Origin of the sequence: Rhizobium sp. WYCCWR 11146, assembly GCF_013591995.1 — a bacterium.
GTDB lineage: Bacteria > Pseudomonadota > Alphaproteobacteria > Rhizobiales > Rhizobiaceae > Rhizobium > Rhizobium indicum.
Map to the genome: position 1 here is coordinate 1 of NZ_JACCEY010000016.1, position 13175 is coordinate 13175.

The window sequence follows — 13175 nt, forward strand, 5'->3', positions numbered from 1 at the left end:
TCGCAAACGCCCGTGTCAGGGACGCCGTGCGACAGCAAAATGAAACAATGCAGATCAACGCATAAACTGACTTGGTGAGGGAGGGGTCGGCGTCGTAGCCCAATCCTCTGCTGGGATGCAAACCCGCTTCTCCTCGTCCTTTCTCTTAGAACGATCAGGGGAGCCAGTCCCCCATCAATCCTCGCGCTTCGAGCCCACCAGATTGGCCGCGACGATTGCTGCCAGAACACCGGCAGTCAGGAGCGGCTGGGCGCGGATAAGACCGAGCCCGACCGTTGCCAGCGATTCCACCGCCGCACGGCGTTCACGGGCGCGGCGTGCTTCCCTGGCGTTGATGATCGACATCGCCACCAGGGCGATGATGGCGATCAGCAGCGCGCAGGCGGCCAGGAAAAGGGCAGCGCCGACCGGGCCGTAGATGCCGGCGAGCCAGATGGCGCCGGCGGTGACGGCCAGCGCGTAGGCGGTGAGGAGGAAAAGCACGGCAAGCGCAATGAAGATGCTATTGCGCTTGGCGCGCGCAACGGTCCGGTGCACGCTTGCGCCCGTCAGCAGGCTGAGGATCGAAAACAGCATCGCCTTCCTCAGCGCCGGGCGAGGAAGGCGATGGCAAGGCCGAAAACGGCCGCGGCGCCGATGGTTGCCAGCGGATGCTTGCGCACGGTATCGCGCATTTCCGTCGCGCCGCGCTCATAGCCTTGCTGCAATTCGCGCAGCAGATCCTCGCTGCGGCCGAGCAGTTCTTCATAGCCGGCACCGGCCCGGCTGCGGAGTTTTTCGCCCTGATGGCGCGAACTCTTGCCGACAAGGCGTGTCAGTTCCGCGAGTTCGTCGCGAAGCGCCTCGACCTGCTCCTCGATGCCGGATTCCAAATTGTGGAAGGTACCGTTGCGGCGACTGCGGCCGGACTGGAAGATAGAATAGCTCATGGCTGTCTCCATTGGCTGGGGCGCGCGCAAGCCCGCCTATTTCGCACGAGGGTCACCACCGTCCGTTGCATGAATGATATCGCCCGGCATTGACCCAGATCACTGCCGACAACGTGCCGGACGATCAAAAGTTCCGCCCGCGCAGTGCTCAGGGGCGGGAAACGGCGCTGTGGGCGAGCACGAAGGGCGTGCCGTCTGATGGTACCTGGTTTATCCGCAGCGCGCAGCCGAACACCGAGAGCATTGTTTCGTTCGTCAGCACTTCACCGATGCTGCCGGCGGCGGCGAGGCGGCCGGATTTCATCAGCACGATGCGGTCGGCAAAGAGTGCGGTCAGATTGAGATCGTGCATAACGGCGATGACGCCGCCGCCGCGTTCGCAGAAATTGCGGGCGAGCGTCATGATGGTCAGCTGGTGGCTGATATCGAGGCTCGAGACCGGCTCGTCGAGCAGCAGCCAACAGGGTCTGCCGTCGACGACGGGCTCGGCGATCTGGCAGAGCACGCGGGCAAGCTGCACACGCTGCTGCTCGCCGCCGGAGAGCTCCTGATAGAAACGACCTTCGAAGCCGGTCAAGTCGACGGACGCAAGCGCTGCCGCCGCCGTCTGCTCGGCCTTGTCGGGATGCAGGTTGAGGCCTGATGTCAGGCCCATGCGGACGATCTCGCGCACGGTAAAGGGAAAGGAGATGGTGCTTGCCTGCGGCAGCACCCCACGAATGGCGGCAAGCTGCCAGGGTTTCAGCGCCTTTACCTCGTCGTCGCCGATGCGTACCGAGCCGCCATAGGCAAGTTCGCCGGAGATGGCTTTCATCGTCGTCGTCTTGCCGGAGCCGTTCGGCCCGGCAATCGCCGTCAGCTCGCCGGCCTTTGCCGTAAAAGTGACGTCGCTGATGATGGTCTTGCCGGAAAGGCGCACGGAGACGCCGGAAACTTCGATCATCGCAATGTCACTCACGGGGGTCACTCACGACATCATTCACAGGGCAAGGCGCGAACGCTGCCTCAGCAGGATCCACAGGAAGAACGGGCCGCCGACCGCCGCGGTGATGATACCGATCGGCAGCTCGGCCGGGGCGACCAGGGTGCGCGCCAGGACATCTGCGAAGATCAGCAGGGAGCCGCCGAGCAGCGCTGCGGCCGGCAGCAGGAAACGATGGTCGGGGCCGATCGCCATGCGCAGGATATGCGGTACGACGATCCCGACGAAACCGATGCCGCCGCTGACGGCGACGGACGCGCCGGTCGCCGCGGCGACGCCGACGATCGCGACATTCTTCAGCCGCTGCACCGGAACGCCCATATGAAAGGCGGCCGCCTCGCCGAGCGTGATGGCATTGAGGCCGCGAGCCATGAAGGGTAGGGCGGTGAAGGACAAGAGGATGATCGGGCTGGCGGCGGCGATCTTCGTCCATGTGGCGCCGGCAAGCGAGCCCATGCTCCAGAAGGTCAGGTCGCGCAGCTGCTGGTCGTTGGCCATGTAGATCAGCAGTCCCGTGACGGCGAGGGCGAGTGCGCCGAGTGCGATGCCGGCAAGCAGCATCGTCGCCACCGAGGTCTGGCCATGACGGGTGGCGATCCTGTAGAGCAGGAGCGTCGTGACGAGGCCGCCGCCGAAAGCGGCTGTCGGCAGAGCGTAGATGCCGAGAAGCGCCTCGATCGGCGCTGCGAGACCGCCACCGAGGACGATCATTGCAACCGCGCCAAAACTTGCGCCGGAGGAGACGCCGACGAGGCCGGGATCGGCCAGCGGATTGCGGAACAGGCCCTGCATCACCGTACCGGAGACGGCAAGCGAGGCGCCGATCAGGAAGCCGAGGATCGCCCTCGGCAGGCGGATATCGAAGATGATGATCCGGTCACGCGTGCTGAGCGCCGTCTCGGAGCCGGCCATGTTGCTGATGACGTCGAGGATCGAGGCATCCGAGGCGCCTGTCGTCACCGAAAACAGCATCGAAAAGACCGAGCCGGCGACGAGCAGCGCGATCGCCAGCAAGGCGAGCCGCGTCCTGTCGCCCGCCTGCCTGATTTCGCGGATGTCCGCCATCGGGAATTGTCGCCTTTGCTCCATCATGGCTTGCGGCAGGGCCATGATCAGCCCCCGTAGATCGCCGTGTTGAGCTCACGCGCGGCGGCTGCGGTGCGCGGGCCGAAGCCGAGCAGGTAGACGCCATCCATTCGGATGATCGCTTTTTTCTCGCCTGCCGGCGTCAGCGCGATCGCCGGCTGAGCCAGCAGGTCCTCGTTTTTGGTGCCGGCGCCATCGCCGCGATTCATCATCAGGATGATGTCGGGCTTGGCTTCGATGATCGCCTCGTCCGTCAGCGGCTTGTAGCCCGGAAATGCGCCGACGGCGTTGATGGCGCCGGCGAGCTTGACGATGCCATCGGCGGCCGTGCCAGTGCCCGATGCCATGATCCGGCCGTTCTGGGCGCTGAGGATGAAGAGAACGCGCTTGCGCTCGGCCTCCGGGCGCTTTTCGGCATCGGCGATCGCCGCGTCGAGATCGGCGGCGACCTTTTCTTCAAGCGCCTTCGCCTTGTCGGGCACGCCCAGCAGCGTGCCGACACGGTCGATCTTGGCGATGATGCCGTCGCGGGTAAAGGCGCTCGGCACGGCCTCGAAGGGCACGCTGGCATTTTTCAGCACGGCCAGCGCCTCCTGCGGGCCCGAACCTTCGACGGCGATGATCGCGGTCGGGTTCATAGCGAGGATGCCTTCCGGCGAGAGCGCGCGCATGTAACCGACGTTCGGCAGCTTCAGCGCCGCCTCCGGATAGATGCTCGTCGTGTCGCGCGCGATCAGCCGGTTTTCCTCGCCGAGCGCATAGACGATCTCGGTGATGTCGCCACCGACAGAAACCAGGCGCGACGTGTCGAGCTTCTTTTCTTCGGCGTGGGCGGCGCGGACGAAGGCGAAGCCGTCGACCGTCCGCGCCGTCGGGATCAGCGGCAGCGCCATGACGGCCGCCGTCAGGGCCAGTTCCCAAGTGCGGATCCGGCGCAGATTGTTACGCATCGTCATCGTAGCGATCCTTATGCGGCCACGCTTGCTGCCCGCGGCAGGTTTTCGATGATCTCGCGCCACTCGGCGCGTTCGTCGGAACCTTCCTGCCGCTTGCCGAAGAACTGGATGATCATCTCGCCTTCGGTATTGTAAGCTTCGAGCGAGGTGACGTGGCCGTCCGTGGTCGGCTTGCGCACGGCCCAGGTCTCGGCGATGTGATCCTGGCGCAGATGCAGGTGGAAGGTCGGATCCATGATGTTGATCCACGGCCCCATCGGCTGCACGTTGAAGATCGGGCCGGAATGGATCTGGACGATGCCGTCATTGGCGACGAAGCACATGATCGGCAGGCCGGATTTCACCGAGGCATGCATCATCTCTGCCGGCGCGCTGTTGTCGAGCTTCCAGGCATAGTCGTCGCCGACGGTGCGCACGGCCGCCTGGCGGCCGATCTTCAGGCGCTTCAGCATGCCGAAGAACTGATGTGTATCGGTGAGCTTGCTCCAGTTGTCGCGCAGTTCGTCGCGGCTGACGTCGGCGATCTCATCGGCGGCGTTCGAGGTTTCAGCCTCGACAAATTCCTGCGACTGGTCTTCCAGCTTCAACTCGGCGACGATTGCGTGATAGGCGTCGACATTCGAGCTTGGGCGCAGGTGCACCTTGTGCACGGCGTTGCCCGCCTTGTCGAAATATTGCAGGCTGAGGCGCTCCTGATCGCCATCCTTCTTGGATACGGCGAAACCATGCTCCCAGCGGCTCGGGAAGATGCGTAGGTCGATATTCTCGCCGAGAACGATCGCGGCCTGCGCCCCGCTCTTGATGTTTTCGAAGACACCGATCTTCTCGTGAACGGCACTTTCGTTGCGCGACAGCGCCATCACTTCGCCCAGGCGTTCAACGCGTTCGAGAAGCTTCAGCGCACTGCCATCGATGCGGGTCACGCTGATGCCGGTTTCGGCGGCGACGAGCGCTGCCTCGGAAATCTTCAATTGGGCGGCGATGTCACGCTCGCGCATTTTCGGATTCTCGGCGCGAAACGCACGGATTTCGGCTGGCGCCGGTCTTGTCTGTTCGGTCATGTCCTACCCTACTTATTGAGAATGAGCTTGCCCTGACGGGTGATCTTCAGGCGATAGACCAAGCCGTCATGTCTTATCATGATCTCGTTCGTGCCGCGGAAAAGATCCGCGCTTTCGACGATCCGGTGCTGCGCCGCAGGCTCGCTCTGCAGCGGCACATGCTTAAAGTTATCTGGCTTTTCAACCATCATTTCGGTTGGCAATTCCGTGAGGCCGGCGATCGGGGTCCCCGGTTGTGATGACAATTATCTTGACTTTATTACTCATAGTTTTTTAAAGACGCAATAGGAGACTATTGCAGTCAAGTTTTTGAGATTGCTGATATGAGGCCGCCTGGCGGCGGTTCGCGACAATGGCGGAGAAGATGATGACGGTTAGGTTTGCGGCTGTTGCAGCCGGCATGGTGATGGCGGTTTCAGGCATATGCCAGGCGCAGGATGCGGCAACCGCCAAGCTGAATGTCGAACTCAACGCTCTGGCGCCATCGCAAAAGGGCTGCATGATGACTTTTGTCGCCGAGAACAATCTCCAGACCCCGATCAACAAGATCTCCTTCGAGCTCGCTTTCTTCAACGACAAGAATTCCGTCGACCGCATCACCGTGCTCGACTTCCGCGATCTGCCGCAGGGCAAGAAGCGCGTGCGCCAGTTCGATATGCCGAATGTGAAGTGCGAGACGGTCACCCGCATCATCATCAACGACACGCCGGTCTGCGACGGCCCGGCGGCGGGCGAATGCATGAAGGGTCTCGTCACCCGTTCACAGATTTCCGTTCCCTTCGAGGGCTAAGGATACGCCGGGAATGATTCCCGGCGGACATGTTTCAGGCTGTCCGAGGCATACAAATGGCAATTTCAGCGAAGACCAGATCGAGACAGGTGCTCATCGGGGAGCCGGACGCTGACGGCGGTCTGAACGACAATAACATGCATCCCGGCCACGAGCTTTCCGACCTGCGCAATGTGCAGCGGCAGCCGGCGGGCGAGGCTGTGGTCCACTACGCGCGTTTCGCGCAGATACCCTCCTTTCCCGATCATCCGGAAGCCGAGCCGATAACCTCCGTTCCTGCGCCGCCGATGGATGCGGCGGTGGAAAAGCAGGAAGACGAGAAGAAGCCAGCGCGGCGACGGGTGGCGCTCGCCTGCGTTAGTTCGCTGATTTTCCACGCGACGCTGGCCGCTGTATTGATCATTGCTTTCCCTAAGGCGCCGGAGGAGACGCTGATGGAGGCGGGCGAAGCGATCAGCGTCGTCATGCTCGGCAGTTCTGACGCCGATCAGAGCGCCGCTGGCGAGACCGAGGTGACCATCCAGCAAGAAATTGTTCCGGAAGCTGTCGAACCCGACACGGTCAAGCCAGTAGAAACAACGGAAATGCAGCCGGAGGCCGTCCAACCGGAAACTGTCCAGCCGACCGATGCAGAGCCGGTCGAAGCCGTTCAGCCCACGCAAGAAGTCACGCGTCAGTCAGCGGAGACGGTGACCACCGCGGAACCAGAGGTGCTGGTATCGGAAACTCCTGCGGAAACTTCAGTTGCGCAGCCAATGTCGACAGTGGTGCCGGAGCAATCCCCGGAGATGCCGATAACATCCACCGAGCCACCCGTCGCAACCGCGATGCAATCCGAACCGGAAGAGATCAAGCCTGTCGAGACGGCCGCGATTTCTCCCGAGCCGGAGCCGCCTACAGAGATCGTCACGCCGCAGCCGAAACCGAAGTTGGAAAAGCCTGTAGAAAAGAAGCCGATCGAAAGAAAGCAGCCCCCGAAGAAGGCACAGGGTTCAGAGGGAGAGGCCAAACAGGAGTCACGCAGGGGCGCCGCGGACGGGCAGGCAGACGCCAATTCAGATAATAATTCACGCACGTCGGGCGGACGGAGTGGATCGGGCGGTGCATCCGAAGCCAATTACAAGGGCAAGATCGTCTCGCGACTGTTCCGTTGCGTTGACCGGATTGAATCGCGATATCGTCGCAATTCTGCATCCTTGAATGTCCGCATTACGATCAATCGCAACGGAGATGTCACCGCATCAGGCCTTGTCCGAGGTTCGGGCTTGGCCGAGGTGGACAGCGCCGTTTTGTCCCGGATCGCTTCCTGTAATCTTCCTGCTATGCCGGATGACTGGGCCGGATCCTCGCGCTCGTACAGTTTTCCTGTCCAAGTCACCGCTCGATAAATATGATAAAAACAATCAACTTTATACTTTACTCTAAAAATCAAGTTTAATAAGGTCCACCCGCACACGCAGGAATCGTGTGACGATCAACGAGCGAACGGGTGGCATATGGCTCGCAAGGGCAAGAAGGGTTCGAACCGGGAGGTCCGCGATAGCGCGGGCGAGGAAGCTGGTCAGGCATCCCTCGGACGGTCCAAACTGGATGGCCGCAGTTTCCTCTATGTCGGTGGCCGTGACTGCCAGGTGGCGCATCTTCGCCAGATCGCCAGCAATTTCGGCGCCGAGCTCATTCATCATGACGGCGGGTTGCGCGAAGCGGTTTCCCGCATCGATACCGTCCTTCCCTCGGTCGACTGCGTGTTCTGCCCGATCGACTGTATCAGCCACGATGCCTGCCTGCGTGTGAAGACTGGCTGCAAGAAATTCGGCAAGACCTTCATCCCGCTTCGCAACGGCAGCAAGTCCAGCCTGGAGCGTGCGCTGCAGACGATGAACGAACGAGACAATTCCCGATGAACGACCAGCGCCCCGACGGCTTCACCATGATCGGCCTGCATAAGCTCGCCGCGCAGACAGGCGAGGGCCTCGTGCCCGAACTCTACGAACTTTTCCAGCAGCATGCCGAACGCCAGCAGATTTACAAGAATGTGACGCTGTTCCCGACCTGGGAAGCGCGCATGCCCGGGGAAGCGACAACAAGACCGCTTGGCCCAGCAGCGGCAAACGGCGATAATGTTCTCGCCTTTCCCTTGCGTTCTGCAAGGGCGGGCAAGAGGAAGGCGTAGGGAGATTCCATGTATATCGCAATGAACCGCTTCAAGGTTGCAACCGGCAGCGAAGGCGATTTCGAGACGGTCTGGCGCAATCGCGATTCCAGCCTGCCCGAGGTGCCCGGTTTCGTCGAATTCCGCCTGCTGCGCGGCAAGGCCAACGAAGAGGAGGGCTATACGCTTTATTCCTCGCATACGGTCTGGAAAAGCGAAGCTGATTTTCAGAACTGGACGAAGTCCGAGAGCTTTCGCGCGGCGCACCGCAATGCCGGCGATCACAAGGCGATCTACAAGGGGCCGCCGGTCTTCGAGGGTTTCAACGTGGTCGACGGCATTTGATTTTGGTTGTTGCGGTTTCATGTGTAAAGGCGGGAAAGCGACGCACGGGTGTTGAGGCTTCGACTTGCAGGAGCAAGCCGGCTGGAACTGATCGAGGTTAAGTAGTTTGCCTCGCTAATGCTTGGTTTTTGCATTCGCTCTGCACCTCCCCCTCCGTCATTCCTGTGCTTGTCACAAGAATCCAGCCACGGCGCGTCTGCGCCGTGAATGAATCAATCCCGCCGAGAAGAGTCTTTCGCACCCAGGGACTTGGGTGCGCTGGATCCCTGGGACGAGCACAGGGATGAGGGAGGTGAGGCGAAGCTTCCCGTCAGCCGCCTCTATATGCCGCGAGCAATTTTACGAGCGCGTCCTCAGGAAGGGAGCTGCCCCCGACGCTTCTCACGCCTTAACCCGGAAGATCGCGCCTGCCGCAATGGCCAGCCAGCCAAGCATCATCGCCCAGCCGCCGCTCGGCGCGGCATAGGGGAAGAGGCCGGAGCCGGAAAAGCGTAGGGTGACGAGATCGCCCGCAAAAAGCAGCGTTCCGACAATCATCAGCAAACCGGCCAGCCAGGCGGTTCTGAGCCTGACGTTGCCGAGAGCCAATGCCAGCAGGGCAGGGGCGTGGGCAAGGCACATGGCAGATGCGGATGCCGCCAGATTGGCTTCGCCGCCATGGGCAGCAAGGGCGGCAAGCGCCACGCCGGCTACGCCAAACAGGCCGGCGAAGAGATAGAGCACCGGCTCCAGACGCGCGTTCAAGCTCATGGTTGTTCCTTGTCGTCAGGGGCCTTGTTGTCGGGGGCCTTGTTCTGCATGTGATAGGCGAGCCGTTCCACCGGCGCCCAGATGAGATCACGCAGCGCTTGGCTCGATATCGTCTCGTCCAGGGCGCGGCGGAAGCAGAGCAGCCACTCGTCACGCTCGACAGGGCCGATCTCGGCGACGAAATGGCGGCTGCGCAGGCGCGGATGGCCGCGCTTGTCGGTATAGAGCGGCGGGCCGCCGAGATAACCGCTCATATATTCGTAGAATTTCTCTTCGCTGCCCGTAAGGCTCGGCGGATGCACAGCGCGCACGTTTCTCGCCTCCGGCAGCGTGTCCATCAGCTCGTAGAAACGGTGGGTCAGAGCTCGCACGACAGGATCGCCCCCGATCGCCTCATAGAGTGTGGTGACCTTCTCCGTCACGAAACCATCCCCGATCCCATCGCCATTACTCGACATTCCCCGGCCTCTTCATGCACCGGGCGGAAAATGATCGCAACTGTCATCAAGGTGCCGCGGCATTTCGCGCATAATGCCGGACAGCAGGGGTTGCGGCCGATTCTCCTTGACAAAACCGTCCGGACGGTATCTTTTAGCTGAATGTCGAACGCTCATCATCGCAAGAAACAGCCCGTGCTCGTGCGCCAGCAGTTGCTGGAGGTCGCCGCGCGCCTTGCTGCCAGCGACGGCATGGCGGCCGTCACGCTCGATGCGGTTTCTGCCGCGTCCAGCGTCAGCAAGGGCGGGCTGCTGCATCACTTCCCAACGAAGAATGCGTTGCTCGATGCCCTGTTCGAGAGCTTGCTCGAAAAGTTCGACGCCGATATAGAGGAACTGATGCGCGGCGATCCGTTGCCGCAGGGCCGCTTCACCCGCGCCTATCTGAGAGCGGTATCCGGTCTCAACGAGCGTCCCGACGATTCCAGGAGTTGGACGCAGGTGACGATCGCGCTTCTTGCCGAACCTCGACTGCGTCTTCGCTGGCGCCAATGGGTGCAGGCGCGGGCCGAGGAATATATCGGCACCGATTCCTCCCTCGATGCACAGGTCGTGCGTTTCGCCGCCGACGGACTTTGGTTCGCAGATACGTTGGAAAGCCATGATATCAACGGCGTTCTGAGGCGGGATCTCATCGATCGCCTTGTCGAACTGACCGGCAAGTAATTCGAAAGGGAATTCGCCATGAGCCAGGCCGCCGTCTACGGGCTGCTGTTTGCAGCCATCGTGCTCGAGGTCATCGGCACGACCGCGCTGCAACTGTCGCAGCAGTTCACCCGCATCGGGCCGACGGCACTCGTCGTCGCCTGTTATGCGGCCGCCTTCTATTGCCTGTCGTTGACGCTGAAAAGCATCCCCGTCGGTATCGCTTATGCAATTTGGAGCGCTTTGGGAATCGTACTGATTTCCTCGGTCGGCCTGGTGTTCTTCAAGCAGCGCCTCGACCTGCCGGCAATCGTCGGGCTCGGGCTGATCATATCCGGCGTTTTGGTCGTCAATCTATTTTCTAAATCGGTTTCGCATTGATATTGCTGCGATATTGCCAGGCGGTTTTTCTGTCTTCGGCCGGTAAATTTTCCCCTTTGTCAAAATACTGACAAAGGTCTATGTGTTCCTTGGACGTGGAGGAGACGAGGCGCAGCCAGCGCCGTTTTCCAAAGCGCTTTGAATTCTTCTGCTTTCCCGCCTATCGATACTTCCAGGTTCTACAGGAGCACATCATGGCCATTCGCACCGTCGTCTGGGGAGAGAATATCCACGAGAATACCAACGAAATCGTCCGGGGGATCTATCCCGAGGGCATGCACACGACGATCGCCAATGCGCTGAACACAGATCCCGCTATCTCGGCGACGACAGCGACGCTGCAGGAGCCGGAGCACGGCCTCAGCGAAGTCCGCCTTGCCGAAACCGACGTCCTGACCTGGTGGGGCCACAAGGATCACGGCGCGGTCTCCGACGTCGTTGTCGAGCGTGTCGCCAAACGCGTCTGGGAAGGCATGGGCCTGCTGGTGCTGCATTCCGGCCATTTCTCCAAGATCTTCAAGCGGCTGATGGGCACGCCCTGCGCGCTGAAATGGCGCGAGGCGGGCGAGCGCGAGCGTCTGTGGACGATCAACCAGCGCCATCCGATCGCCGCCGGCATCGGCGAGCATTTCGAGCTTGAGAACGAGGAAATGTACGGCGAGCAGTTTTCGGTGCCTGAACCGCTCGAAACGGTGTTCATCTCCTGGTTCCAGGGCGGCGAAGTGTTCCGCTCGGGCCTGACCTGGCGGCGCGGCGCCGGTAACATCTTCTATTTCCGTCCCGGCCACGAAACCTATCCGACCTATCACGACGTCAATGTCCAGAAGGTGCTGATCAACGGTGTGAAGTGGGCCTATAATCCCGAGGGTGCATTGAAGAGCATTACCGATGCCCCAAATGTGCCGGTAGAAAAAGCACTGGAGCCGATCGTCGAACGCGGCCCGAGACTGCACCAGGCCGGCGAAGCCGGTTACCGCTGAGGAGCATCCATGCGACTACTCGTTCTTGGCACGGGGGTGATGGCGAAAAACCAGCTCGCCCGCTTCCCCCTCATCGACGGCGTGACGGTGGTCGGCGCCGTCGACACCGATCCCGAGCGGCTTTCGGCCTTCGCCGATAAGTTCAACATCGAAAAGCGGTTTCTTTCGCTGGAAGAGGCGATCGCCTGGGGTGAATTCGATGCGGCGACGAACGTCACGCCCGACCGGATCCATCACCCGACGACGATGGCGTTGATTGCCGCGGGCAAGCATGTGTTCTGCGAAAAGCCGCTGGCGGAGAACTATGCGAAGGCGCTTGAGATGACGGAGGCGGCCGAAAAGGCCGGCGTCATCAACATGGTGAACCTGACCTATCGCAACGTCGCGCCGCTGCAGCGCGCACGTGAGATGGTGCTCGCCGGCGAACTCGGCACGATCAGGCACGTGGAAGCTTCCTATCTCCAGAGCTGGCTGGTGTCGCGTGCCTGGGGCGATTGGCGCACGGAATCGACCTGGCTGTGGCGGCTTTCCACCGGCCACGGCTCGAACGGCGTGCTCGGCGACGTCGGCATCCATATCCTCGATTTTGCCGCCTATGGCGCGGCGACCGACATCGACCACGTCTTTGCGCGGCTGAAGACCTTCAACAAGGCGCCGGGCGGCCAGATCGGCGAATATCTGCTCGATGCCAATGATAGCTTCACCATGTCCGTCGATTTCGCCAATGGCGCGCTCGGCGTCATCCACGCCAGCCGCTGGGCGACAGGGCATCTGAACGAGCTGAAGCTGCGCATCTATGGCGAGAGGGGCAGCCTCGAGGTCATCCATCGTCCCAGCGGTTCCGAGCTGCATGGCTGCCTCGGCGAGGGTGTCGAAACTGCCACCTGGACGCAGATCGAAGTTGAACCGGTGGCGACCAATTACGAGCGTTTTGCCGAGGCCGTGGCAAGCGGCATCCAGCCGGACCCGAACTTCCGCCACGCCGCCAACCTGCAGAAGGTGCTCGACCTTGCGATGGTGACCGAGCGCGAGCGGCGCGAACTGAAGGTCTGACGAGATATCGAACCGCTCACGATAGGAACGTCGTGAGCGGTTTCCTCGCCGCATATCTTCGTAAGGCAGTCTATATTCTTGTTTTTCCTGCCTCTGGTAGGTTTGAGGCATAACAGGGCAAGCCGCATGAAAAGCCTTCTGACAAGCTGGCCGCTTTGGGCGCTTCTTTCCGCCGGCTTTGCTGCGCTCACGGCGATTTTTGCCAAAGTCGGCGTCGAGAACGTGAATTCCGATTTCGCGACCTTCATTCGCACCATCGTCATCCTGCTGGCGGCGGGAATGATGGTCCATATCTCAGGCAGCTGGCAGGAGCCGTCCTCGGTGTCGAGCAGGAGCTGGCTCTTCCTGGTGCTCTCCGGCCTTGCCACCGGCGCATCCTGGATTTGCTATTTTCGAGCCCTGAAGCTCGGCGATGCCGCCCGCGTCGCGCCGATAGACAAGCTGTCCGTCGTCTTCGTGTCCGTCTTTGCGGTGCTGTTCCTCGGCGAACGCCTAACGCTTCCGAACTGGCTTGGCGTCATTCTGATTGCGGGAGGCGCCGTACTCGTCGCCTACAGGGCTTAACCGG

The 13175-nt window shown here is 61.5% G+C and carries 19 protein-coding genes; 10 read left to right on the forward strand and 9 right to left on the reverse strand.

Going from position 1 to position 13175, the window contains the following annotated elements; all coding sequences use genetic code 11:
* Positions 1-174 precede the first annotated feature (174 nt).
* The 7 genes from HX899_RS09955 to hemP all read right to left on the reverse strand — a co-directional run bounded on the left by HX899_RS09955 (position 175) and on the right by hemP (position 5205).
* Entirely contained in the window at positions 175-576 is a 402-nt protein-coding gene (locus HX899_RS09955) for a hypothetical protein (RefSeq protein ID WP_181292363.1), read from the reverse strand.
* Between the two features lie 8 nt (positions 577-584).
* Positions 585-929, reverse strand: a complete 345-nt coding sequence (locus HX899_RS09960) for a YqjD family protein (protein WP_181292364.1) — start codon at positions 927-929, stop codon at positions 585-587.
* A 148-nt stretch (positions 930-1077) separates the two neighbouring features.
* Positions 1078-1872, reverse strand: a complete 795-nt coding sequence (locus HX899_RS09965) for a heme ABC transporter ATP-binding protein (protein ID WP_181292576.1) — start codon at positions 1870-1872, stop codon at positions 1078-1080.
* Between the two features lie 36 nt (positions 1873-1908).
* Positions 1909-3021, reverse strand: coding sequence for an iron ABC transporter permease (locus HX899_RS09970; RefSeq protein ID WP_181292365.1), 1113 nt, complete (start codon positions 3019-3021; stop codon positions 1909-1911).
* Positions 3022-3023: 2 nt separating this feature from the next.
* Positions 3024-3953 carry a hemin ABC transporter substrate-binding protein gene (locus HX899_RS09975; RefSeq protein ID WP_181292366.1) on the reverse strand — a complete coding sequence of 310 codons (930 nt, stop codon included), beginning with the start codon at positions 3951-3953 and terminating at the stop codon, positions 3024-3026.
* An 11-nt stretch (positions 3954-3964) separates the two neighbouring features.
* Positions 3965-5014 (reverse strand): hemin-degrading factor, encoded by a 1050-nt coding sequence (locus tag HX899_RS09980; protein ID WP_138330237.1) that lies wholly within the window; start codon positions 5012-5014, stop codon positions 3965-3967.
* An 8-nt stretch (positions 5015-5022) separates the two neighbouring features.
* On the reverse strand, positions 5023-5205 hold the full coding sequence (gene hemP / locus HX899_RS09985) for a hemin uptake protein HemP (protein ID WP_012758649.1): 183 nt from the start codon (positions 5203-5205) through the stop codon (positions 5023-5025).
* Between the two features lie 176 nt (positions 5206-5381).
* Here hemP and HX899_RS09990 point away from each other — a divergent pair, with 176 nt between their 5' ends.
* From HX899_RS09990 to HX899_RS10010, 5 genes are all read left to right on the forward strand, one after another.
* A complete protein-coding gene (locus HX899_RS09990) occupies positions 5382-5804 on the forward strand; it encodes a hypothetical protein (protein ID WP_138330238.1) in 423 nt (140 codons plus the stop codon).
* A gap of 56 nt (positions 5805-5860) precedes the next feature.
* Positions 5861-7192, forward strand: coding sequence for a TonB family protein (locus tag HX899_RS09995; protein ID WP_181292367.1), 1332 nt, complete (start codon positions 5861-5863; stop codon positions 7190-7192).
* 108 nt (positions 7193-7300) lie between these two features.
* Positions 7301-7708 (forward strand): DUF2325 domain-containing protein, encoded by a 408-nt coding sequence (locus tag HX899_RS10000; RefSeq protein WP_138330240.1) that lies wholly within the window; start codon positions 7301-7303, stop codon positions 7706-7708.
* The gene (locus HX899_RS10005) at positions 7705-7977 is read left to right on the forward strand and encodes a hypothetical protein (protein WP_138330241.1); all 273 of its coding nucleotides are present in this window, start codon (positions 7705-7707) and stop codon (positions 7975-7977) included. The genes HX899_RS10000 and HX899_RS10005 overlap by 4 nt, the downstream gene beginning before the upstream one ends.
* 9 nt (positions 7978-7986) lie before the next feature.
* Complete coding sequence (locus HX899_RS10010; RefSeq protein WP_027663899.1) at positions 7987-8301, forward strand: antibiotic biosynthesis monooxygenase; 315 nt, start codon at positions 7987-7989, stop codon at positions 8299-8301.
* Positions 8302-8682: 381 nt separating this feature from the next.
* Here HX899_RS10010 and HX899_RS10015 read toward each other — a convergent pair whose 3' ends face one another.
* Together HX899_RS10015 and HX899_RS10020 are read right to left on the reverse strand one after the other, a co-directional pair.
* Entirely contained in the window at positions 8683-9051 is a 369-nt protein-coding gene (locus tag HX899_RS10015) for a DUF423 domain-containing protein (protein ID WP_171598523.1), read from the reverse strand.
* Positions 9048-9473, reverse strand: a complete 426-nt coding sequence (locus HX899_RS10020; protein WP_171598588.1) for a group II truncated hemoglobin — start codon at positions 9471-9473, stop codon at positions 9048-9050. The genes HX899_RS10015 and HX899_RS10020 overlap by 4 nt, the downstream gene beginning before the upstream one ends.
* A gap of 177 nt (positions 9474-9650) precedes the next feature.
* On the opposite strand from HX899_RS10020, the gene HX899_RS10025 reads away from it, so the two are divergent.
* The 5 genes from HX899_RS10025 to HX899_RS10045 all read left to right on the forward strand — a co-directional run bounded on the left by HX899_RS10025 (position 9651) and on the right by HX899_RS10045 (position 13171).
* Positions 9651-10214, forward strand: coding sequence for a TetR/AcrR family transcriptional regulator (locus tag HX899_RS10025; RefSeq protein ID WP_138330243.1), 564 nt, complete (start codon positions 9651-9653; stop codon positions 10212-10214).
* A gap of 18 nt (positions 10215-10232) precedes the next feature.
* Complete coding sequence (locus HX899_RS10030; RefSeq protein WP_168253327.1) at positions 10233-10574, forward strand: SMR family transporter; 342 nt, start codon at positions 10233-10235, stop codon at positions 10572-10574.
* A 194-nt stretch (positions 10575-10768) separates the two neighbouring features.
* Entirely contained in the window at positions 10769-11554 is a 786-nt protein-coding gene (locus HX899_RS10035; RefSeq protein WP_180195056.1) for a ThuA domain-containing protein, read from the forward strand.
* 9 nt (positions 11555-11563) lie between these two features.
* Positions 11564-12607, forward strand: coding sequence for a Gfo/Idh/MocA family protein (locus HX899_RS10040; protein ID WP_138330246.1), 1044 nt, complete (start codon positions 11564-11566; stop codon positions 12605-12607).
* A 126-nt stretch (positions 12608-12733) separates the two neighbouring features.
* A complete protein-coding gene (locus tag HX899_RS10045) occupies positions 12734-13171 on the forward strand; it encodes an EamA family transporter (RefSeq protein ID WP_138330247.1) in 438 nt (145 codons plus the stop codon).
* Positions 13172-13175 lie beyond the last annotated feature (4 nt).

Coding starts and splice junctions, on each gene's coding strand:
- HX899_RS10025 (WP_138330243.1), top strand. CDS start 9,651: ATGTCGAACGCTCATCATCGCAAGAAACAGCCCGTGCTCGTGCGCCAG.
- HX899_RS09995 (WP_181292367.1), top strand. CDS start 5,861: ATGGCAATTTCAGCGAAGACCAGATCGAGACAGGTGCTCATCGGGGAG.
- HX899_RS09970 (WP_181292365.1), bottom strand. CDS start 3,021: ATGGCCCTGCCGCAAGCCATGATGGAGCAAAGGCGACAATTCCCGATG.
- HX899_RS10000 (WP_138330240.1), top strand. CDS start 7,301: ATGGCTCGCAAGGGCAAGAAGGGTTCGAACCGGGAGGTCCGCGATAGC.
- HX899_RS10030 (WP_168253327.1), top strand. CDS start 10,233: ATGAGCCAGGCCGCCGTCTACGGGCTGCTGTTTGCAGCCATCGTGCTC.
- HX899_RS10010 (WP_027663899.1), top strand. CDS start 7,987: ATGTATATCGCAATGAACCGCTTCAAGGTTGCAACCGGCAGCGAAGGC.
- HX899_RS09955 (WP_181292363.1), bottom strand. CDS start 576: ATGCTGTTTTCGATCCTCAGCCTGCTGACGGGCGCAAGCGTGCACCGG.
- HX899_RS09980 (WP_138330237.1), bottom strand. CDS start 5,014: ATGACCGAACAGACAAGACCGGCGCCAGCCGAAATCCGTGCGTTTCGC.
- HX899_RS09975 (WP_181292366.1), bottom strand. CDS start 3,953: ATGACGATGCGTAACAATCTGCGCCGGATCCGCACTTGGGAACTGGCC.
- HX899_RS10005 (WP_138330241.1), top strand. CDS start 7,705: ATGAACGACCAGCGCCCCGACGGCTTCACCATGATCGGCCTGCATAAG.
- HX899_RS10015 (WP_171598523.1), bottom strand. CDS start 9,051: ATGAGCTTGAACGCGCGTCTGGAGCCGGTGCTCTATCTCTTCGCCGGC.
- HX899_RS09960 (WP_181292364.1), bottom strand. CDS start 929: ATGAGCTATTCTATCTTCCAGTCCGGCCGCAGTCGCCGCAACGGTACC.
- HX899_RS09965 (WP_181292576.1), bottom strand. CDS start 1,872: ATGATCGAAGTTTCCGGCGTCTCCGTGCGCCTTTCCGGCAAGACCATC.
- HX899_RS10040 (WP_138330246.1), top strand. CDS start 11,564: ATGCGACTACTCGTTCTTGGCACGGGGGTGATGGCGAAAAACCAGCTC.
- HX899_RS10035 (WP_180195056.1), top strand. CDS start 10,769: ATGGCCATTCGCACCGTCGTCTGGGGAGAGAATATCCACGAGAATACC.
- HX899_RS09990 (WP_138330238.1), top strand. CDS start 5,382: ATGACGGTTAGGTTTGCGGCTGTTGCAGCCGGCATGGTGATGGCGGTT.
- HX899_RS10045 (WP_138330247.1), top strand. CDS start 12,734: ATGAAAAGCCTTCTGACAAGCTGGCCGCTTTGGGCGCTTCTTTCCGCC.
- hemP (WP_012758649.1), bottom strand. CDS start 5,205: ATGATGGTTGAAAAGCCAGATAACTTTAAGCATGTGCCGCTGCAGAGC.